This is a genomic window from Rhodococcus sp. MEB032, assembly GCF_030208925.1.
Classification (GTDB): domain Bacteria; phylum Actinomycetota; class Actinomycetes; order Mycobacteriales; family Mycobacteriaceae; genus Rhodococcus_F; species Rhodococcus_F qingshengii.
Window position 1 is genome coordinate 1 of record NZ_JARVSY010000021.1, and the last position, 24,230, is coordinate 24,230.

3 protein-coding genes are annotated in these 24,230 nt (G+C 60.7%); all 3 read right to left on the bottom strand.

Annotation, left to right across the window (positions count from 1 at the left end):
- Window positions 1–4,887 (bottom strand): non-ribosomal peptide synthetase (locus tag QRN54_RS21250; protein ID WP_285183018.1); only part of this gene is annotated, 4,887 nt, incomplete at its 3' end.
- Between the two features lie 261 nt (window positions 4,888–5,148).
- A complete protein-coding gene (locus tag QRN54_RS21255; protein ID WP_285183019.1) occupies window positions 5,149–18,969 on the bottom strand; it encodes a non-ribosomal peptide synthetase in 13,821 nt (4,606 codons plus the stop codon).
- Window positions 18,970–19,062: 93 nt separating this feature from the next.
- Window positions 19,063–24,230: amino acid adenylation domain-containing protein (locus QRN54_RS21260; RefSeq protein ID WP_502944069.1), on the bottom strand; the 5,168-nt coding region annotated here is incomplete at its 5' end.

A 24,230-nucleotide genomic window follows, 5' to 3' on the forward strand; every position in this document is an offset into this window, starting at 1 on the left:
ATTACCACCCAAAGCAAAGAAATCATCATCGAGACCCACACGATCAACACCCAACACCTCGGCAAACGCCGACGCGACGATCTCCTCCACCGCCGTCACCGGAGCCCTAAACACCGCAACCTCGAACACCGGCTCCGGCAACAACTTCCGATCCAACTTCCCCGAAGCATTCAACGGGAACGCATCCAACACCATGATCTGCGACGGCACCATATACGACGGCAACACCGCACCCAACGAATCCACCAGTGCCGCAATATCAACTACCGCACCCGACGCGGGCACCACATACCCCACCAACTGATCACCGGTCTTGGTCGACACCACAGCCACCGACGACACAGACACCGACATATCGGCCACCAACGCCGACTCGATCTCCCCCAACTCGATCCGCTGACCACGGAACTTCACCTGAAAATCGGTACGACCGATGTACTCGAGCTCCCCCGAAACGCCCCACCGCACCAAGTCCCCAGTGCGATACATCCGCGAACCCACGCCGCCATACGGATTGGCAACGAACCGATCCGCCGACAAATCCGGACGAGAAACATACCCACGAGCCAACTGATCACCCGCAAGATACAACTCACCCGCAACACCCACCGGCACCGGACGCAAACGAGAATCCAACACGAAAACCTGCGAATTCCACTGCGGCACACCAATAGACACCACACCACCATCGACGGCGCACGTCACATCCGCGAACGTGATCGACACCGCGGCCTCGGTCGGACCATACAAGTTGTGAACCCGCGCACCCGACACCACACCGAAATCGCGCACCGTCTGCGCCGGCAACGCCTCACCGATGACGAACACATCACGCAGCGAATCCAACTGGCTGGCAGAGACTTCCCCCGCGAACACCGACAGCATCGTCGGCACGAAGTCCGTCACCGTCACACCCTGATCAGCGATCACCGACGCCAAATACCCCGGATCCCGATGACCGTCATGAGTGGCCACCACCAACCGAGCACCCACCGCCAACGGCAAGAAGAACCCCCACAACGACACGTCGAACGTCGTCGCAGTCTTCTGCAGATACACATCCGACCCGGTCAGAACATATCGACCCTGCATCCACGCCATCTGATTGACGATCGCCGCATGTGAAACCGCCACACCCTTCGGCTTCCCCGTCGACCCCGACGTGAAGATCACATACGCAGCATTCGAACCCCGCAGCGGCGCAACACGATCCGCATCGGAAACAGGCGCATCCGAGAACCCGGACACATCCAACTCGTCGATCAACACCACATCGAATTCACCCGGCAACACCACACCGTCACCAGCAGTGGACAACACACACACCGGTGCCGCGGTCCCGAGAATATGACCATTGCGCTCGACCGGATGATCGGGATCCAGCGGCACATACGCCCCACCCGCAGCAACCACCGCATACATACCCACCACAAGGTCAACCGACCGGCGCATCGCCAACGCCACCAACGACTCCGGCCCCACACCCACCGAAACCAAATACCGTGCAAGGCGATTCACCCGAGACCCGAACTCCGCATACGTCAGAGACTGCCCCTCGAACACCACCGCCACCGCATCCGGCGTCGCCGCCACCTGCGCAACAAACCCGTCGAGCAACAAAGCACCAGCAGTCAACTCGTGAACAGTGTCATTGACCGCCACCAACACCTGCGAACGCTCGTCCTCACCAAGCAACTCCACATCCCCGACAACCGAATCAGGCTCCGCCACCATCGCTTCCAGAACCCGAACCAACCGCTCCGCAAACGAAACAACCGTCGACTCGTCGAACAAATCCGTCGCATACGTCAACGACATCGGCATCCCCACACCGACGCCGTCCTCCTCCACCGGCGTCACCGTCAACTGCAGATCGAACTTCGCGATTTCCACACCGGCGTCGAAACCGGCAATCGACAGCCCCGGCAATTCCACGTCACCCTGCGCCATGTTCTGGAAGAACAACGCAACCTGGAACAACGGATGATGAGCCTGCGACCGCGCCGGATCAAGCACCTCCACCAACCGCTCGAACGGAACATCCTCGTTGCCGAACGCCCCCAGATCGACCTCACGAACCCGACCCAACAACTTCGAGAACGACTCCGAGGAATCCACCTCCGTCCGCAACACCAACGTGTTGACGAACATCCCGATCAGATCATCGAGCTCCTGCTCACCCCGTCCAGCGATCGGCGAGCCCACGACAACATCATCACTACCACTCAGTCGCGCCAACAACACCGCCAACGCCGCATGCACCACCATGAACAACGACACACTGCGATCAAGCGCCAACTGCTCGAGCGCCCGATGCAACCGCTCGTCTACCGAAAACTGGTAACTCGCACCATGATTGGATGCCACCAACGGCCGTTGGCGATCCGCCGGCAAGTCGATCCGCTCCGGCAATCCCGCCAGCACCGACGTCCAATACCCCAACTGCTCGGACATCAACGACGACGGGTCACCCTCGGACCCCAACACCTCACGCTGCCACAACGCGAAGTCCGCATACTGCACCGCCAACGGCGCCCACTGCGGAACCTGCCCACCCGCACGCGCCACATACGCCACCGACACATCACGCACCAACGGACCCAAGGAAACGCCGTCAGCGGCAATGTGGTGAATCACCAACGCCAACACGAACTCCGACGGTCCCGTCTGGAACAAACGAACCCGCAACGGCACCTCGGAAGTGACATCGAAACCCTCAGTCACTACCGGCGCCAACACCTTCAACAAATCGGCCTCACTGACAAGATCCGGCGATACTTCCACCTCGAACTCATCCACCGAAAGAACCCGCTGGAACCCCACACCCTCGAACTCTGGATACACCGTCCGCAAAACTTCATGCCGCGCAACAACATCCGACACCGCAGCACCCAACGCTGCAATATCCACCGTGCCAGACAAACGCAGCACGATCGGAATATTGTTGACACCTGACACAGCATCGAACCGCGACAAGAACCACATCCGCTGCTGCGCCAACGACAACGGCACCCGCTCCGGACGCGTCTGCGCCGACAACGGCACCCGCACACGCCCCGCCGAAGCCCTCAACACAGAAGCCAACGACGCCACCGTCGAAGACTCGAACAATGTCTTGACCTGAACCCGCACATCGAAAGCCGCACTCAAACGACCCGCCAACTTCGCTGCAATCAGCGAATTACCACCCAACTCGAAGAAGTCATCATCAGCCCCCACCTGCTCGAGACCCAACAACTCACCGAACACACCCGCAACCAACATCTCAGACTCAGATGAAGGCTCACGGAACGCACGCGACTCGAAAACCGGATCCGGCAACGCCGCCACATCCAACTTACCTACGGGCGTCAACGGAATCTCGTCAATTACCATCACCGACGCTGGAACCATGTGACGCGGAAGTTCACGCCTGCAGTTGTCGATCAGCTCCGATACGTCGAACTCGGAACCCGTCAGTGGAAGTACATACGCCACCAATGCGTGCTCACCGTTGTCGAGCTTTCGGCCGATTGTCGCGACGAACTCCACCGATGGGTGCTTTGCCAACACTGCGTCGATCTCGCCGAGTTCGACGCGGAAGCCGCGGATCTTCAGCTGCGAATCCGAGCGCCCCACGTATTCGAGGTCACGCGCACCGGCGTCAGCTACCCACCGCACCAGGTCACCCGTGCGATACATTCGATCGCCTTGAGCTCCAAAAGGATTCGCAACGAAGCGATCGGCCGTCATACCTCTGAGGTTGTGGTATCCACGCGCCACCTGCGGCCCCGCGAGATACAACTCTCCCGTCGACCCGACAGGTACTGGCAGGAGGCGTGAGTCCAGAACCAATGATGAAACGCCCTGGATCGGCCCACCGATGCTCACCCGATCACCGGGTGCCAAATTCGGGCTTATGTTCGTGATGATCGTGGTTTCGGTAGGTCCGTACGCGTTGAAGAAGGCTCTGCCCCGACCCCATTTTGCGACCAGTTCGGGCGGGCAGACCTCACCACCGACGATTGCCGCCTCGACAGAATTCAGGTTCGTCGGATCGACGGAAGCCAGCATCGAGGGCGTACCCACCACGTGGGTCACCCGCTCCGCTTCGAGCAGCTCCGCCAGTTCCTCGCCACCGTAAATGCTCGGCGGGACGATGACCATTGTCGAGCCGGACCCGATGGTGAGCAACAATTCGAACAGCGACGTATCGAAGCTGGGTGTTGCGAAGTGCAGTACCCTCGACTGTGCCTTAGCGCCGAGTTTGTCGACCTGCTCACTGAGCAAATTGCCGAGCCCACCGTGCGTGACTACTACACCCTTGGGTCGACCCGTCGAGCCCGAGGTATAGATCACATATGCCGGATGCTCCACCCGTAGCGTCGAAACACGATCCGAATAGGCCACCGGATCCCGCGACACCTCGGACAGCGATTGTTTGACCTTCGGCGAATCAATCGATTTCCAATCGACCGACGAAGGAAGGTCGGAAACGACCTCTTCTACGGTCAACCCCACCGAAACACCAGAATCCTCGATCATGTACGCCACACGATCAGCCGGATAATTCGGATCCACCGGAACAAAAGCCGCACCCGACTTCGCCACCGCCCACAACGCCAACATGGACTCGATGGACCGCGGAACCGAGACGGCAACCCGATCTTCCGGCCCCACACCGTCCGCAATCAACACCCGAGCCAAACGAGACGACCACTCGTCCAACTCGGAGTAAGACAAAGACATGCCCTCGAACCGCAGAGCCTCCTGCGAAGGGTTCATCTCCACGGCTGCCGCAAGCAACTGAGGCAGCAACGGGGTTCGGTCCCTGCGGCCTCGTGCTGGGCGTTGGCGGCGGGGCCTGCGAGCCGCTGATGTCTCGGGCGTCACTCCGTCGGTGCTCATCCGGCCACGACCTGCGATCGAACGGCATGTTGGAAGAGCTCGTGCTGCGTCAAGACAATTCACCTTCGTTTTGGTACTGCAGTTTCGATCGCTGTTCAAGCGGCTGATCTGTCCAAGGCTCCGGCCGTGACCAGGGATTACCCGCTCCGGACGTCCCTGTAGTTGATCGGACACACCGAACCATTGTTACAGCTATAGGGGTAGGAACCACATCGGACCGTAGGTAAATCCCAACCGGTCCGGTTCAAAATGGGTTCGCGCTCAGTTCAAGGACCATTTTCCCGGGCTGCACGTCAGCTTCAGGTCCGGAAGAGCTTCTGCGTCGACTTCCGCGGCAAGCTCCGGCGGAGCGATGACATGGGTAATCCAGTCCTCCTCCAAGACGCCATGCAGATTCGGCACCCGGACCTCTTCACTGGTCATGACAACTGCCGCCCCAACTGACCCCGCAAGCAATATCGTCCGAATAGAGGTTTCGTCATCGTCAGGACCTATGTACATCAGTCTTGCGTCGTAGTCGACGTCATGCTCGTTCGCCATCGCACGCAGGCTGTCAGCGAACTCTCCATGATTCACGTCACTCCGACTCGTGTCATCTACAACGAGTGCGGGTGATTCGGGTGTCAAGAGACGAACTCGATCCGAGTACCCAACGGGTCGCGCCGACTGCGAGGCAACTTCCGCGGCTACCTCTGTGTTTCGCAGGTCGACTGGGTTGTCATCCCTTGCTCCCGTCGCGACTCCAGCACCCGATTTGAATACAGCCCATACCGCCACGACCAGATCCAAACCCGTGAGCCCGCTGATGCTGACCTGGTCACCAGGTCCAAGCCCACAATTGATCAAATGGCGAGCCAGACGGGACGAGCGGGCATCGACGTCTTGATACGTGAAGTCCACTCCGTCGACCACAACGGCGACGGCCTCCGGATCGTCCTCGACTGCAGCTGCCAGACGCTGTGGGACCAATTGATTCGATCCGCGCAATGCCGTGGAATCAGATGCACTGACCGAGACCAGTAGCTCGGCACGCTCAGCGTCACTGAGCAGTTCAACGTCGCCGATAGGGCGCGACGGATCTGCGACCACCTGCTCGATGGCGCGTACAAAGCGCTGGGCATACCCGTCGACCGTGTGCTGATCGAACAAATCCGCAGCGTAGACCAAGTGCCCGACCATCCCCTGTGTTTGAGGATCCGTTGTGAGTGTCAGTTGCAGGTCGAATTTCGCTGTTGCTTCGACACCCTCGACGGCAGTGATCGTCAACCCGCCCAGGCTGAATTCGGCTCCGGCCATCGGTTCGACCGACAGTGCAATCTGGAACAGGTCGTTCGCTGAAACACCCAGCGCACCAGTCACCTCCTCGAACGGCACGTCTCCGTTCGCGAACGCTTCGAGATCAGTGTCGCGCACCAACGAAACAAGCTCACCGAAGCCTGCATCGAGATCGGGCGCGGTTCGAAGAGTCAGAGTGTTGACGAACATGCCGACGACGTCGTCGAGATGCTTTTCGCCCCGACCTGCCACAACGGTGCCGATCGCAAAATCTCGACTGCCACCCATCCTCGTGATCAGGACACCGAGGGCTGCGTGCGCCACCATGAACAGCGTCGCGTTGTGTTCGCGAGCGATCTCGTTGAGACGGGCCGAAGTCGCAGCATCGACGGTGAACTCCGCAACGCCCGCCTTGGTCGACATGTGCTCCGGGCGCTGTCTGTCAGCCCGTAGTCCGCCGATCGCGTTGAGTCCACTCAAGTTTCGGTGCCAGAACCCCAGTTGCTTCGCGGCCGGAGAGCCAACCTGGTCGATCGAACCGACCACCTCACGCTGCCACAAAGCGAAGTCCGCGTACTGCACAGGCAAGGGGGCCCACGTCGGAGCGGCACCTCGTGAACGCGACTCGTACGCAACCATCATGTCTCTCGCAAGCGGTGCCATGGATTCGCCATCTGCAGCGATGTGATGCGCGACGAGCACGAAGACGAAATCACCGGGCGCGAGCTGCAGCAACTCAGCTCGGACTGGGATCTCCCGAGCGACGTCGAAACCGCGCGACACGAACTGCGCCACTCGTTCATACGCTGCTCCGTCATCTTCGAGCTGGACGACTTCGAGAGCCGGCGCGATGTCGTCGACAGTGACGATCACCTGTGTCGGACCATCCACATCACTCGGGTACTTGGTGCGAAGAGATTCGTGCCGCACCAGAACATCTCGAAGCGACGCCCGGAGCGCCTCCACATCCAACTCACCACTCAATCGCAGCGCCAACGGGATGTTGTACGCCGGCGATGCCGAATCCATCTGGTTGACCAACCACATACGCTGTTGAGCCAGCGACAGCGGGATGCGCTCCGGACGGTCGCGGGCCTCCAACACCTTCCGCGCTCCGGATCCGGCCAGCGCCGAAACCGATCGCGCCAGACTCGCGACAGTCGAGTTCTCGAACAAGATCCGCACGGCCACCTGCGTATTCAGCGCTTGCCCCAACCTGGCAGCCAATCTGGTGGCTACCAGCGAATTGCCCCCGAGGGCAAAGAAATCGTCATCGAGGCCGACTCGTTCCACACCTAGCACATCCGCGAACACTGCCGCTACGACAGTTTCGACTGGGGTAGCCGGCGCCCGGAACTCACGCAATTGAACGATCGGATCAGGCAGCGCCTTTCGGTCCAGCTTCCCGTTCACGGTCAATGGAAGTTCGTCGAGCACAACCAGCGAATCCGGAACCATGTATCCGGTCAGGAACTGCGACACGGAAGCCAGAACATCGGACACCTCGAGCTCCGAGCCGGCCGCGGGCACAACGTATCCCACCAACCGCTCACCGAGCGCATCGTCCGCACGGACCATCGCCACGGCGTGGGCAACACCTTCTACACGAAGAAGGGCCGCCTCGATCTCACCGATCTCGATACGGAAACCACGCAGTTGGACCTGTGAGTCGCTGCGTCCGGCATATTCGAGCATTCCGTCCACGTTCCAACGCGCGACATCTCCAGTCCGGTACATAAGCCCACCAGAACCGTTACGGGCAAAAGGATTGGCCACGAAACGTCCTGCCGTCAATCCGGGCTGCCCCACGTAACCACGTGAGAGTTGCGCCCCGGCAACGTACATCTCACCGCGCACTCCGACAGGGACAGGGCGCAATCTGTCGTCGAGCACGAACACCGAGAACCCACCCAACCCACGGCCGATCACGGAGGCTGACGCTCCACGGACCATCTCCGCATCCAAGCCCAGGAAGGAGACGTGAACCGTCGTCTCGGTGATGCCGTACATGTTCACCAACCGGGGCGACGAATCGCCGTGCCGGTCGTACCAGCGCGTCAGTTGAGACAGATCCAGCGCTTCGCCACCGAAAATCACATGCTTCAAGGACAGCGAGCCCGCAGAATCACCGACGGCACGATCAGCTTCGGCAAATTGATAGAACGCAGACGGAGTCTGGTTGAGCACGGTTACCTTCTCGCGAACAACCAACTCGCGGAACTGCTCCGGAGATCGCGAGGTCAAATAGTCGACGACCACAACGGTACCGCCGTACAACAACGGGCCCCACAACTCCCACACAGAGAAGTCGAATGCGTAGCTGTGGAACAGCGTCCACACATCTGACGAGTCGAATTCGAAATTCGGTTGAGAGTTCGCGAACAACTCCACGACATTTCGGTGGGTAACCGCGACGCCCTTCGGACGACCGGTCGAACCGGATGTGTAAATCACGTATGCAACGTCATCGGCGCGCAGTCGTCCGCAACGGTCTGCGTCGGTGAGAGCGGCCGCGTCGTAGCTGGACAGATCTTCGCTGGTGACGTCCAAAACCGGCACCTCGATATCGATCGCGACATCTGCCGATCCGAGCACAACCAAAGGCCGCGCATCAGCGAGCGTGTACGCAATACGCTCCGCCGGATACGACGGATCCACCGGTAGGTATCCGCCTCCAGCTTTGACCACTGCCAGGAGTGCAACCACCAACTCGACCGAACGCGGCAACAAGACGGCCACCAGCGATTCCGGACCAACGCCAAACTCAACGAGCTTGCGCGCCAGCCGGTTCGCCAAGGAATCCAGCTCACTGTATGTCAGGCGCCGACCCTCGAAAACCACGGCAATCGCATCTGGCGTATCGCGAACCTGCGATTCGAACATCGCCGCGAGAGTCGCATCCGCGTTCACGTTGACACCTGGAACGGCCCACTCGCCCAACACATCCGCACGCTCGGAGGGCGCCAGCAATTCGATGTCGCCAACCACAACACCCGAATTGTCAGCCACGGCCTCGAGCACTCGAACGAGGCGCGATGCCATAGACGCCACGGTCGATTCGTCGAAAAGATCTGTCGCATAAGTGAACTTCGCTGCCAATCCAGCAGCGGCTCCGGATTCGTCGAACTGCTCAGCCAACGTCAACTGCAAGTCGAACTTCGCGAACTCCGTGTCCGGGTCCACGCCCGAAACTGACAGCCCAGGCAACTCGAAGACCCTCGGGGCCATGTTCTGGAACGTCAGAACAACCTGCACAAGTGGATGTCGCGCCTGCGAACGCTCCGGGTCGAGTACGTCTACCAGCTGCTCGAACGGTATGTCACTGTGCGCAAATGCGCCCAGATCTGCCGTGCGGACTCGATCCAGTAGCGCTTCAAACGAGTCGTCCGAAGGAACATCTGCGCGAAGCACCAGGGTATTGACGAACATTCCGATCATGTCGTCAAGTGCTCGATCACCACGCCCCGCAACGGGTGTACCAATCGCAATGTCCGATGTCCCCGATAGTCTCGCGCAGAGAACTGCCAGTGCCGCGTGCGCCACCATGAACAACGACGCCCGATGTTCCCGGGCAATCACATTCATGGCTTCGTTGATCCGTCGGTCGATCCGGAATGCGAAGTCGGCTCCCCGATTCGATGCAACCTTCGGCCGAACTCGGTCTGCAGGCAGATCGAGAACATCAGGAGCGCCGGCCAACGTCTGCGTCCAGTAGTGCAACTGACGTGACAGGACGCTGGAGGGGTCGTCCGCTGCACCCAATACCTGTCGCTGCCACAGAGAGTAGTCGGCATACTGCACTGCCAAGGGTTCCCAATTCGGGGCGTCGTCCGACAGCCTCGCTGCGTACGCGGCCATCACGTCGCGCGACAGCGGCCCGAAGGAGAATCCGTCGCCCGCAATATGATGAACCACGAAAACAAGTACGTGCTCGTGATCATCTACGCGAAACAGTCGTGCGCGGACGGGCACCTCACTGGTGACATCGAAACCCACCGATACGAACTCGGTCACAACCTTCACGACGTCGTCCGTGGCGATTTCAACTGGAACCGCAAGCGACACAGACTCGGTTGCAGAAAGAACTTGCTGGTATCCCTCGCCATCGAATTCCGGATACACGGTCCGCAGAATTTCGTGCCGTGCAACAAGATCAGCGACAGCAACTTGCAGGGCAGCAACATTCAAGCTGCCCGTCAATCGAATGGCCAGGGGGAGGTTGTTCACTGCAGATCCAGGTTCGAATCGGTTCAGGAACCACATTCGCTGTTGCGCCAACGACAACGGAACTCGCTCCGGCCGGACTTGAGCAACCAAAGCCACCCGGTCACCTGAGCCGACTTCTGACTCCACCCGCGCTGCCAACGACTCGACCGACGACGCCTCGAACAACAGCCGAACCGCCACCCTCGAATCCAGAGCCTCACCCAACCGCGCCGCTACCTGCGTGGCGATCAGAGAATTCCCACCCAGGGCAAAGAAATCATCATCTAGGCCCACCCTCGGAACACCTAAGACCTCGCCGAACACCGACGCCACGATCTCCTGCACAGGGGTCGCCGGAGCTCGGAACACCGCGACCTCGAACTTCGGCTCAGGCAACAACTTCCGGTCGAGCTTTCCCGAAGAGTTGAGCGGCAATTCTTCCAGCACAACGATTGCCGTCGGAATCATGTACGCCGGCAGAACTTTCGGAAGCGATGCCCGCAAAACGGCCACGTCGATGACCGAACTCGGTGATGCGACGACGTACGCAGCGAGCTGGTCGCCGGTGTCCGTGTGCACCACTGCGACCACGCACTGAGCCACCGTAGGGTGCGCCAACAGAGCTGACTCGATCTCACCGAGTTCGATCCTCTGACCACGGAATTTGACCTGAAAATCGGTACGCCCGACATACTCGAGTTCGCCTGCGGTGTTCCACCACACAAGGTCCCCGGTGCGATACATCCGACTGCCACCGGGATTGATTTCACCGTTCGTGTCGCTCACCTTCGCAAATGGGTTCGCGATAAAACGATCACTGGTGAGATCGGGTCGCGCGACGTAACCGCGCGCCAGTTGATCACCGGCCAGATACAGCTCACCTGCAACGCCTACCGGCACCGGCTGCAACCGACTGTCCAACACGTAGACCTGCGAGTTCCACTCGGGCACCCCGATCGGAATCCCTGTCGACTCCGATCCATCGACCTCGTAGTAAGTGATCGAGACCGCAGCCTCGGTTGGGCCGTACACATTGTGCAAGCTTGCAGACGACACCTGAGCGAATGCACGTAGCGTCTCGACCGGCAACGCCTCACCGATCACGAAGACGTCCCTCAGCGACACCAATGCGCGCTCGGGAACCGAAGCCGCGAAGACGGTCAACATCGACGGAACGAAGTCCGTCAGCGTCACCCGATGATCTTCGATCAGACCAGCCAGATACGCGGGATCTCGATGTCCGTCGTGAGATGCCAGCACCACACTCGTACCGGACAGAAGCGCGGTGAAGTATCCCCACAACGAGACGTCGAACGTCGTTGCAGTCTTTTGCAGATAGACGTCTTCTGTGCCGATGGAGTACTGATCCTGCATCCACAGGACCTGGTTCACGATGGCGTGATGCGACACCGCAACGCCTTTGGGCTTGCCCGTGGAACCCGAGGTGAAGATCACGTAGGCGGCGTTCACATCATGCAGACGACCGCGACGATCAGCATCGGAAACGACTGAAGGCGAATAGCTCGAGAAATCAGCAGCGTCGATCAACAGCACGTCGGCGCCGTTCGGCGCTACGAAAGCGTCCCTCGTCGTCGACAGCACACAGACTGGATCGGCCGTCGTGAGGATGTGCCCGATTCGCTCGGCGGGGTGATCGGGATCCAAGGGCACGTAGGCTCCGCCCGCGGCGATCACCGCGTACATACCTACTACCAGATCGAGCGATCGACGCATCGCCAAGGCCACCAACGATTCGGGCCCGACACCATCTTCGATCAGCTTGCGTGCCAATTTGTTCACACGTTCCGACAACTCGCCATAGGTCAGCGACTGGCCGTCGAACACCACGGCAACAGCATCGGGTGCCAACGCAACGCGAGTGTCGAACAGCGAAGCCAATGTCTCACTGTTCCCGACGTCATGTGCGGTGGAGTTGCGCGCAGTCAACAGCGACTCGCGCTCGGCCTCGTCCAACAGCTCGATGTCACCCACGGTGATCGACGGATCCACGACCACCTGTTCGAGGATCCTGGTGAACCGATCGGCGAATCCACGAATCGTCGACTCGTCGAACAGATCTGTGGCGTAAGCGAACTCGGCGAACATGCCGTCTTCGAGCGCATCTTCGACGCGGGGAGCGAGAGTAAGTTGAAGATCGAATTTCGCGATACCGGCATCGAACTCGACGCCTGAGACCTCCAATCCCGAAAGCTCCAAAGCATCCTGCGACATGTTCTGGAAGAACAACGCGACCTGGAACAGCGGGTGATGTGCCTGCGATCGGGTGGGATCGAGCACCTCGACCAGCCGCTCGAACGGAACATCGCCGTTGCCGAGCGCCTGAAGGTCTGTCCTCCGCGTTGCCGAGACGAGCGCACTGAACGAACTGGCGAGGTCAACAGGAGTCCGCAGGACCAGTGTATTCACGAACATACCGATCACATCGTCGAGCGCCTTTTCGCCTCGCCCTGCAACCGGAGTACCGATCACGATGTCACTGGTACCGGACAACCTTGCGAGAAGCACGGCGAGGGCCGAATGCACCACCATGAACAGCGATGCGTTCCGCTCGCGTGCGAGTGATTCCAAGCTCGACCGAATCTCTTCGCTGACGGAGAAGCGATACGTAGCGCCACGATTCGAGGCGACGACCGGGCGGGATCGGTCAGCCGGTAACGCAAGCACTTCCGGAGAATCACGAAGGACGGAGCGCCAGTGGTCCAGCTGAGCCGAGATCAACGAATCCGGGTCGTCCTCGTCGCCGAGGACCTCCCGCTGCCAGAGTGCATAATCGGCGTACTGCACCTCGAGCGGAGTCCAATTCGGAACGCCGTTCGAAACCCGAGCGGTGTAGGCAACCATGACATCCCGAGTCAACGGGCGCATCGAGAAGCCGTCCGCTGCGATGTGGTGCACAACGAAGGCCAGAACGTACGAATCCTCTGCAAGGTCGAACAACCCGACTCGAACCGGAACGGTTGACGTCACGTCGAAACCCTGGAGCGCGAAACTCAGAAGTTCGTTGTGAATATGCGAGGCGTCGATGACCTTCGGTGTCAGTTCAACCGGCACCTCGGACGACGGGAGGACTACCTGGTGTCCTTGTCCACCTTGCTCCGGATAGACGGTCCGGAGCGACTCGTGGCGTTCGATTACATCAGAAATCGCACGCCTCAGCGCCGAAACATTCAGGACGCCTTTGATATTCAATGCGATTGGAATGTTGTTGACGGCAGAATCAGGATCGAAGCGGCTGAGGAACCACATTCGCTGCTGAGCTAGTGAGAGTGGGATCAACGCCGGCCGTGGGCGGGCCACGAGCGCGGTCCTCCCTCCTGCCCCTGCGATCAACTCAACCTGCGCTGCCAAACCTTCGACAGTCGAAGCATCGAACAACACCCTCACCGGAACCTGAGTGTCGAGCGCTTGACCTACGCGAGCCACCAACTGCGTTGCGACCAAAGAGTTTCCGCCGAGCTCGAAGAAGTCGTCATCCAGACCGACCTGTTCCAACCGGAGAACATCTCCGAAGACGCCGGCCACAGCGATTTCGGCGACACTCGACGGTGCCCGAAACTCGCGCGCCACGAACACCGGATCCGGAAGAAGCTTCCGATCCAACTTCCCCGACACACCCAACGGCAACTCTTCCAGCACCATCACCACCGCCGGCACCATGTAACCCGGCAGACGACCCGCAACAACTCTCTTCAACTCGTCAACGTCCACCACACCACCAGCGGCCGTAACGTACGCAACCAACACATCCTCACGCACAACCACAACTACCGACGACACCGACTCGTGCTCACGAATCACCGACTCGATCTCACCGAGCTCGATCCGCAAACCGTGCAACTTCACCTGAAAGTCACTACGCCCGATGTACTCCAACTCGCCCGACGCAGTCCACCGCACCACATCACCGGAGCGATACATCCGCCCACCATCACCCGAGAACGGATTCGCCACAAATCGATCCGACGACAAATCCGGCCGACCCACATACCCACGAGCCAGCTGAACACCCGCCAGATACAGCTCACCCGCAACACCTACCGGCACCGGACTCAATCGAGAGTCCAGAACAAACACCTGCGTATTCCATACCGGAGCACCGATCGGCACCCCCAGAACATCCGCCGGCACAACCTCGTGGAACGTCACATCCACCGCCGCCTCGGTCGGACCATACAAATTGTGCACCCCGACACCCGGCAACACAGCCCACACATCGGCAACAACACTCGCCGGCAACGCCTCACCTGACGCGAACACCCGAGTCAGCGAAACACACGCAGCCACAGACGAATCCGTCACGAAAACCTCGAGCATCGACGGCACGAAATGCACCGTCGTCACACCCTCCCCCACAATGACCGACGTCAAATACCGCGGGTCACGATGCCCATCCGGCACAGCCACCACCAACCGAGCACCAACCTGCAACGGCCAGAAAAGCTCCCACACCGACACATCGAACGTGAACGGCGTCTTCTGCAACACCACATCCGACGAATCCAACCCGTACTCGTCCTGCATCCACGCCAACCGATTCACAATCGCCGCATGCGAAACCGACACACCCTTCGGACGCCCCGTCGACCCCGACGTGAAAATCACATACGCCGCATTCCCCGACCGCAAAGGCGAGACCCGATCGATATCCGAAACAGGGTTATCCGAAAAACCAGACACATCAACAACATCAACCTCGACCACCGGTACCACACCGGCATCGAATCCAACCTCAGAGGTACTGATCACGCATACCGGCGACGCCGACTCCAACACGTACGCATTGCGCTCCGCAGGCTGATCCGGATCTACCGGAACATACCCACCGCCAGCCTTGAGCACGCCGTAAACCGCAACCAACAAATCAACCGACCGACGTACCGCCACACCCACCAACGACTCCGGTCCCACACCCACCGAAACCAGGTACCGGGCAAGACGATTCACCCGCGAATCGAACTCCGCATATGACAGCGAAACACCCTCGAACGACACAGCTACCGAATCCGGCGACGCCGCAACCTGAGCATCGAACACGTCCACCAACGACACATCCGCAACCTCATGCGCAGTGCCATTCCACGACTCGAGCACCAAAGATCGCTCACCCGAATCGAACATATCCACATCACCAACCCGAACCGAGGGATCGGCAACCATTGCTTCGAGAACTGAAATCAACCGCTTTCCGATTGATTTGGCAGACGACTCGTCGAACAGGTCGGTCGCATAGACCAGTGCGACGGTCAAACCACCGACCTTGTCCGCGGTATCAGATTCCCACACAGTGAATTGGAGGTCGAACTTCGCGGCCGACGACTCTACGTCCAGTCCGGAAATGCGCAGTCCCGGAACCTCCAGACTTTGCTGCATGCTCTGTCCCAAGTTCTGCAGCGAGAGCATCACCTGGAACAACGGGTTCCGTGCCTGAGACCGGGCGGGGTTGAGTACCTCCACCAGTCGTTCGAATGGCACATCGGCGTGCCCGAAGCCGCTGAGGTCGGATTCGCGCGCCCGCGAAATCATGTCCCGTGCCGAAGCTTCGAGATCAACCTCCGTGCGGAGGACGAGTGTGTTGACGAACATTCCGATCAGGTCGTCGAGAGCTTGATCGCCTCGACCGGCGACCGGAGTGCCGATCACGATGTCCGAAGTCCCCGACAACCGCGCCAGCAGAATCGCCACGGCACTGTGCAACACCATGAACAGAGATGCGTTGTTGTCGAGCGCAATTCGATTGAGAGCCTGGTGGAGATCCGGCTCGATCGTGAATGTGTGCCCGGCTCCCCGGTTCGACGCGACGCGCGGGCGCGGGCGGTCCGACGGAAGATCGAGCTGATCGGGGATACCGGCCAACGCGTGGCGCCAGTAGTCGACCTGGCGAGTGATCAGAGAATCCGGGTCGTCTTCACTGCCGAGAACCTCGCGCTGCCACAGTGCAAAGTCGGCGAACTGTACGGGCAGCGGAGCAAGATCGTGCGAAATTCCCTGTGTCCGAGACACATAAGACGAAACGATGTCCTTGGTCAACGGTCCCATGGAGAACCCGTCACCGCTGATGTGATGGACGACGAACACGAGGACGAATTCGTCGGCGGCGAATTGGAAGAGTGCCGCCCGAATCGGAACCTCGGTGGTCACGTCGAATCCCGGAGTCACGAAGTCGGTCACGCGCTCGACGATCGCCGACTCGTCCACCCGTATGGGAGTCAGGTTCGGTACCACGGCTGCAATGTCGACCAGGCGCTGATATCCGACGCCGTCGACCTCCGGGTACACAGTCCGAAGGATCTCGTGCCGCTCGATCAAATCCTCGAGTGCGCCTTGCAACGCATCGACATCGAGCGCTCCGCTGAGCCGCAGCGCGACCGGAATATGGTCGACTGCCGATTCTGGTTCGAATCGATTGAGGAACCACATGCGCTGCTGTGCCAAAGACAGCGGAACCAACTCGGGGCGCTCGCGAGGGATCAGGGGAACGTGAGCCTTGCGGTCTTCTGAGATTTTCGCTTCGTCGATGAAGACGGCAAGTTCTGCGGCGGTGGGTGCGTCGAAGAAGTTGCGCATGTCGATGGAGATGCCGTGTTCGGCATTGATCCGCGCAACCACGCGAGTGGCGAGCAACGAGTTGCCGCCCAGTTCGAAGAAGCCGTCATCTGCCCCTACCCGATCCTGCCCGAGCAGATCGGCAAAGATCGCGACCACACCGGCTTCGGTGGGTGTCACGGGCTCGCGGTACTCAACCGTCTTCGACACGAATTCGGGTGTGGGCAAAGCCTTTCGATCCAGTTTGCCGCTGGCGTTGAGCGGAAACTCGTCCAGTTCGACGAACATGGCAGGGATCATGTAGTCGGGTAGCCGTTCGCCAAGCGACGACGTCAGATTCTCTGAATCGATACCCTCGGCGACGATGTAGGCCACCAAGTTGTCACCGATCGTTTCGTCCGAATGGACGATCACCACGGCTTGGGAAACACCTTCGCAATCGAGCAGTGCCGCCTCGATCTCACCGAGCTCGATGCGCAGACCGCGGAGCTTGACCTGAAAGTCGGTGCGACCGATGTATTCGAGCTGACGGTTCGCTCCGGCACCGCGCCAGCGCACCAGGTCTCCGGTTCGGTACATCCGGGATCCGTCAGTAGCGCCGGGCCGCGCCACGAAGCGGTCTGCCGTGAGATCGGGACGCGACACGTAACCCCTGGCCAGCTGAATCCCGGCAAGATAGAGCTCTCCTGCTACACCCGACGGCGAGGGCCGCAGCGCATCGTCGAGTACCAGGAGCTCGGTGTCCGCAACTGCTGCACCGATCGGCACCGACACCTGATCCTGCTCGCCGGTTTCGTAATAAGTCACGTCGACGGCGGCTTCGGTCGGGCCGTACAGGTTGTGGAGTCCAGCGCTGCTGACCTCGCGCAGACGTGCCGCCGTTCGAGCCGGCAACGCCTCACCGGAAGCGAACACGTAGCGAAGGGTTTTGACCTGCGCAACAAGGGGTTCGGCGACGAATACGGCGAGCATCGACGGCACGAAGTGCACCGCCGTCACTCCGCGCTCGATCATCGTGCGAGCCACGTACACCGGATCACGATGTCCGTCGGGTTCCGCGATCACCAGCGATGCACCGACCTGCAGCGGCCAGAAGAACTCCCACACGGACACATCGAAAGTGAAGGGTGTCTTCTGCAAGATCACGTCGTCGGCAGTGAATCCGTACTCGGTCTGACGCCATTGCAGGTTCGCGACGATGGCACGGTGAGAGACTGCAACGCCTTTGGGGCGTCCGGTCGATCCGGACGTGAAGATGACATACGCAGTGTTGTCAGCGCGCAGCGGCGCCAACCGGTCGGCGTCGGTGACAGTTGTCTCGGCACGACCCGACAAGTCGAGGGTGTCGACGTCGAGCGTGGGCGTACCGTGCGGCAGCACCACGGCATCGGACGTACGTGTGAGCACAGCCGTGGGCTTCGCGATCTCGAGTACGTAAGCGAGACGGTCGGCAGGATGATCCGGGTCGAGTGGAACGTACGCGCCGCCGGCCTTGACGATCGCGTACATCGAGACGAGGAGATCGATCGATCGACGCATCGCGAGACCGACGAGGCTCTCCGGTCCGACACCTGCCGCGACGAGTTCACGGGCCAGGCGGTTCGCCCGCGCGTCGAACTGCGCGTAAGTGAGCTGCGTTCCGGCGTAATCCAGCGCGAGCGCATCCGGCGTCCGCTCGACCTGCTCGTCGAAGAGGCCGGCTAGGGTCACGTGTGCGTCGGCCTCGGACGCGACCTCGACGATCGAAGTGCCGTCGGCGATGAGACGGTCGACCACCGCGCCGAGACCGTCGGCCTCGCTGCCGATCAGCTCTGGCAGCACCGTGGAAACGACAACAGGAACCAGGGCATCCGACCCCAATGCCCCACCCATCGCGGTGTCGAGAGTGACCAACTCGTCATTGAGTCGTCCGTAGCTGATTTCGGTTCCACCGTGGCTCAGAGCCACACGATCAGGATCTACCGCCGCAACTGCAGCCACCAACTTCGGCAGATCTTCGATCGTCAGCGACTGCGGTCCCGGAATACCGACGGACATCTACACTTCCTCCAACTGACTTTCGTGAAGTGCGCCCCGGTCGAGCACAGCGTTCTGCTCGGCCGGAGGCGTTCACTGGGCAAATACTGAATGTTACCCGGCCGTACCCCCACGGCCCGCTGACACCGACTGTGCGTCAGCTATCACCGAGCTCACAAGTGTGGCGAGACCGTCGACGCCAAGTGCCGGCAGGATGCCCGGAACAAGTCCGGCGAGCGACACAGAAACCAGAGCATCGGGGGCGAGAGCAGCCCCCATGGCGGTACGCATGGCAACGAGCTTGGTCGACAACTCACCGAAGGTGACAGCCTGATCACCGTGGGTGAACGCAATTGCCTCAGGATCGGCGGCCGCCGCTGCGGCTGCCAGTTCGGGTAGGTCCGCCGCGGACTTCGGCTCGGCAGCGCTCGCTTCCTCGCGTTCCTGCTCGGTCACGATGTCGATCGTGCGAATCACGACCCCGGGATCGGTCACCAGTTCTTCGAGCACCCGCCCGAATCGCGCCGCAAAAAGCGCGATGGTCGATTCGTCGAACAGGTCGGTCGCATAGGTGAAACGCATCCTCAGCCCGGACAGCACCCCGGCATCGTCGAATTGCTCGATACCGGTGAGCTGCAGATCGAACATCGCCTGGTCGAAACCGTTGTCGACCGCAGAGAGCTCGAGGCCCGGGAGCTGGAACGTACCGAGAGCCATGTTCTGGAAGGTGAGCATGACCTGGAAGAGCGGCGAGTATGCGTGAGAGCGCTCTCGCCCCAGTTCGTCGACCAACCGCTCGAACGGTACGTCGGCATTGGCGAATGCCGACAAGTCCTTGTCCTTCACGTGTGCCAGAACGTCGACGAACGTCGAAGCAGGCGCGATCTCCGTTCGCAAGACCAACGTGTTGACGAACATCCCGACAAGATCGTCGAGCGCCCGCTCACCTCGACCCGCGATCGGCGTACCGATTGCGATGTCGTTCGATCCACTCATCTTCACCAACAGCACGGCCAGGGCAGTGTGAACCACCATGAAGACTGTCGAGTTCTGCTCCCGTGCGATCGTCGCGAGCCGGTCCGTGGTCTCGGAATCGACGGCAAACTCGAATTCCGCACCGCGCATGCTGGCCCGCGCCGGCCGCGGCCGGTCGGTCGGCAGTTCCAGAAGCTCCGGAGTGCCCTTGAGCTCGTTCACCCAGTACGCGAGTTGACGGCCCAGCTGACTGTCCGCGTCCTCCGGCGATCCGAGGACATCACGCTGCCACAGCGTGTAGTCGGCGTACTGCACCTCGAGCGGAGCCCACTCCGGCGTCTCCCCGCCGGTACGTGCGGTGTACGCAACCATGGTGTCTCTGATCAACGGAGCCATCGAGAAGCCGTCACCGCTGATGTGGTGAATGACAACGACGAGGACCCGCTCGAATTCGTCGACCTCGAAGAGACGGATTCGCAACGGAACGGCTGTCGTGACATCGAAGCCCTCGCGAACTGTGTCAGCCACCTGCTCGGCGACCGACGCTTCGTCGGTTGCGATCACTTCCAGTCCCACCGCCGCTGCGGAGCGAGGCAGGATCATCTGAACCGGTCCGTTGCCCCGGTCCGGGTATACCGTCCGGAGCACTTCGTGACGCTCGATCAGATCCGACACCGCTGAGTGAAGTGCGTCGACATCGAGTGCGCCGGACAGCCGGATCGCGACGGGGATGTTGTACGCACCCGAGGTCTTGTCGAACTGATTGAGCACCCACATACGTTGCTGCGCCAACGACAGCGGAATCTCGTGCGGACGCACCTGAGCCACCAACGGTGGGCGGCCACCAGATCCCGCGTGTTCGAGAACCCTCGACGCCAATGCCCCGACAGTCGACGCCTCGAAGATCACGCGGACCGGAATCTGCGCGTCCAACGCCTCACCCAGCCTCGACACGACCTGCGTCGCGACGAGAGAGTTTCCGCCGAGCTCGAAGAAGTCGTCGTCGAGTCCGACCCTCGCCACACCGAGCACGTCAGCGAACACACCCGCCACGATCTCTTCGACGGGGTTGGTCGGCGCACGGAATTCGGTCGCCTCGAATTCGGGGTCGGGCAGGGCTTTGCGATCGACCTTGCCGTTGATGTTGAGCGGTAGTTCGTCCAAGACCATCAATGCCGCCGGCACCATGTAACTCGGCAACTCAGCCACAAGAGTCCGCTTCAAGGTTTCGACATCGATGCTTTCCCCGCTTTGAGGAACGACGTAGCCGACAAGTCGATCACCGATACGCGCATCCGACTTGGCCACCACCACAGCGGAGTCCACGCTGGCCTGCTTGCGAAGAAGCGCTTCGATCTCACCGAGTTCGATGCGGTAGCCACGGATCTTGACCTGGAAGTCGGCGCGCTCCACGTAGTCGAGTTCGCCGTTCTCCGTCCACCGGACGAGGTCGCCCGTGCGGTACAACCGCGAACCCGCGTCACCGAAGACGTTGGCCACAAATCGTTCCGACGTCAGATCCGCGCGACCGTGATAGCCGCGAGCAAGCTGGGCACCGGCGAGGTAAAGCTCCCCGGTGACTCCGACGGGGACCGGATGCAAACGCGTGTCGAGCACGAACACCTGCGTGTTCCATTCGGGGGCACCGATCGGCACCGAGGTCGTATCGTCCGAACCGACGACGTGCGCTGTCACCGAGACGGCGGCCTCGGTCGGACCGTACAGATTCACCAACTGCGCGTCGCTGAGTTCTGCGAACTCGGTCGCGGTCGCGGCCGGCAACGCTTCACCGATCGCAAGCACCTGACGAAGTGATTCCGGAAGGCCATTTTCCGATGCCGACTGCAACATCGCGAGCATCGACGGCACCACGTGGAGCGTCGTGATCTTCTCCCGGGTCATCAGGTCGAGCAGGTAGCTCGGGTCCTTGTGACCTTCGGGTTCGGCAATCACCAGTCGTGCACCGGAAGTCAGTGCCGACCAGAACTCCCAGACCGAGAGGTCGAACGTTGCCGCGGTCTTGAGCACCATCGCATCGGATCGGTCCAGGCTGTACTGATCGCGCTTCCAGAGAATCTGGTTGACCACCGCCTGATGCGAGATCGCGACGCCCTTCGGTCGCCCCGTCGATCCCGACGTGAAGATCACGTAGGCGGTGTTGCCCACTCGCAGTGGAGCAATACGATCCGCATCGGTAACCGTCGCTCCCGGGTAGGACGCGAGATCGATCGTGTCCACCTCGATCACGGAATCACCGAACGCCGGATTCTTCGCAGTGGTCGAGGCAGTGAGGACGCAGACCGGATCTGCCATGGTCAACACGTACTCGATGCGGTCCGCCGGGTGGTTCGGATCGATCGGTACGTATCCACCACCTGCCTTCACCACCGCGTACATGGCGACCAGCAGTTCGACCGATCGCTCGATTGCCAACGCGACCAACGACTCCGGACCGACACCGGTTGCAATCAGATGGCGTGCGAGACGGTTGACACGTGCATCGAACTCGGCGTAGGTCAGCGACGTGTTCCCGGCGATCACTGCCACCGCACCCGGGTTCGAACCGACCTGCTCGTCGAACAGTTCGACCAGAGTGACTCCCGGGACGGAGTGATCGGTCTCGTTCCAGCGGTTCAGGATCCGGTCGCTCTCGGACGAATCCAGCAGCGCGAAGTCGCCGACGGTCAACGACGGATCGGACGCGATCTCCGCGAGCAATCGCACGAATCGATCGGCGAAGTCCTGCACGGTCGACTCGTCGAACAGATCATGCGCGTAGCTGAACATCGACGTGATGCCGGCTGCAGATCCGTTCGCGTCGTACCGATCACTGACGATCAACTGAAGATCGAACTGCGCGACCCCGTTGTCGATATCGACGCCCTTGACGGTGAGCCCCGGAAGCTCGAGCCCTCCGGTTTCCATGTTCTGGAAGAGGAAGCCGACCTGATAGAGCGGATGACGAGCGGTCGAACGCGGTGGGTTGAGCACCTCCACGAGTCGCTCGAAAGGAACGTCCGAATGTGCAAATGCTTGAAGGTCGGTCTCCCTGACACGTCCGAGCAGGTCGAGGAACGGCGCGCCGCTGTCGATCTGCGTACGGAACACCAAGGTGTTCACGAACATGCCGATGAGATCGTCGAGTGCCCGCTCACCACGTCCTGCAATGGGTGTACCCACCGCGATGTCCTCGGTTCCGGACAGTCGAGCCAACAACATCGCGAACGCAGTGTGCGTGAGCATGAACAGCGTCGAATTATTTGCCCTGGCAAGACCGCTCAACCGAGCATGCAACTCTGCATCGATATCGAAGTGCAGGTAACCGCCGCGGAAGGACTGCGTCGCGGGGCGCGGCCGGTCGGCGGGAAGTGCAAGCTGATCAGGCAGCCCGGCAAGAGCATTGCTCCAGTACGCAATCTGCTGCGAAGCAATAGATCCCGCGTCTTCCTCACTGCCCAGCACCTCTCGCTGCCACAGGCTGTAGTCGGCGTACTGAACGTCGAGAGGAGCCCAGGACGGTGTGTACCCGGCAACCCGCGAGGCGTATGCGGTCACGACATCCCGAGCGAACGGTGCCATCGAGGAACCGTCGGCGGAAATATGATGAATCGCGACACCGAGTACGTATTCGTCGGAAGCCAACTGGAACAACCGGATACGAATCGGAATCTCGCGTGTGACGTCGAAGCGCGTCGACGCCAGCGCGACCAACTCACCTTCGAGTTCGTCCACGCCAGTCGGTTCTGCGACGATTTCGTCCGACCAACTCGACACGGGCTTGACGACCTGCACCGGACCGTCTCCGATTTCCGGGTAGACGGTTCGAAGTGATTCGTGCCGCCCGATCACATCAGAAATCGCCGCGCTCAGCGCCGAGACGTCAAGATCGCCCTGAAGGCGCAGCGCCATCGGGATGTTGTATGCCGCTGCACTCCCGTCGAATCGGTTGAGGAACCACATACGCTGCTGCGCCAACGAAAGCGGAATCCGCTCTGGCCGCTCGACCGCGGTCAGCGCGACTCGCCCACCCGACCCGGTCCGGCTTTCGGCGTGAGCTGCGAGATCCTGCACCGTGGATGCTTCGAACAGAACTCGAACCGAAAGTTCGGTGTCGAGAGCGTCGGCGATTCGTTTGATCGTGCGAGTGGCGTTGAGAGAGTTGCCGCCGAGCTCGAAGAAATCGTCATCGAGACCCACACGATCAACACCCAACACCTCGGCAAACACCGACGCAACGATCTCCTCCACCGCTGTCACCGGAGCCCGGAACACCGCAACCTCGAACACCGGCTCCGGCAACAACTTCC

What these genes read in the sequence shown, in the direction of transcription:
- QRN54_RS21255 (WP_285183019.1), bottom strand. Translation starts at nt 18,969, where the DNA reads ATGTCCGTCGGTATTCCGGGACCGCAGTCGCTGACGATCGAAGATCTG.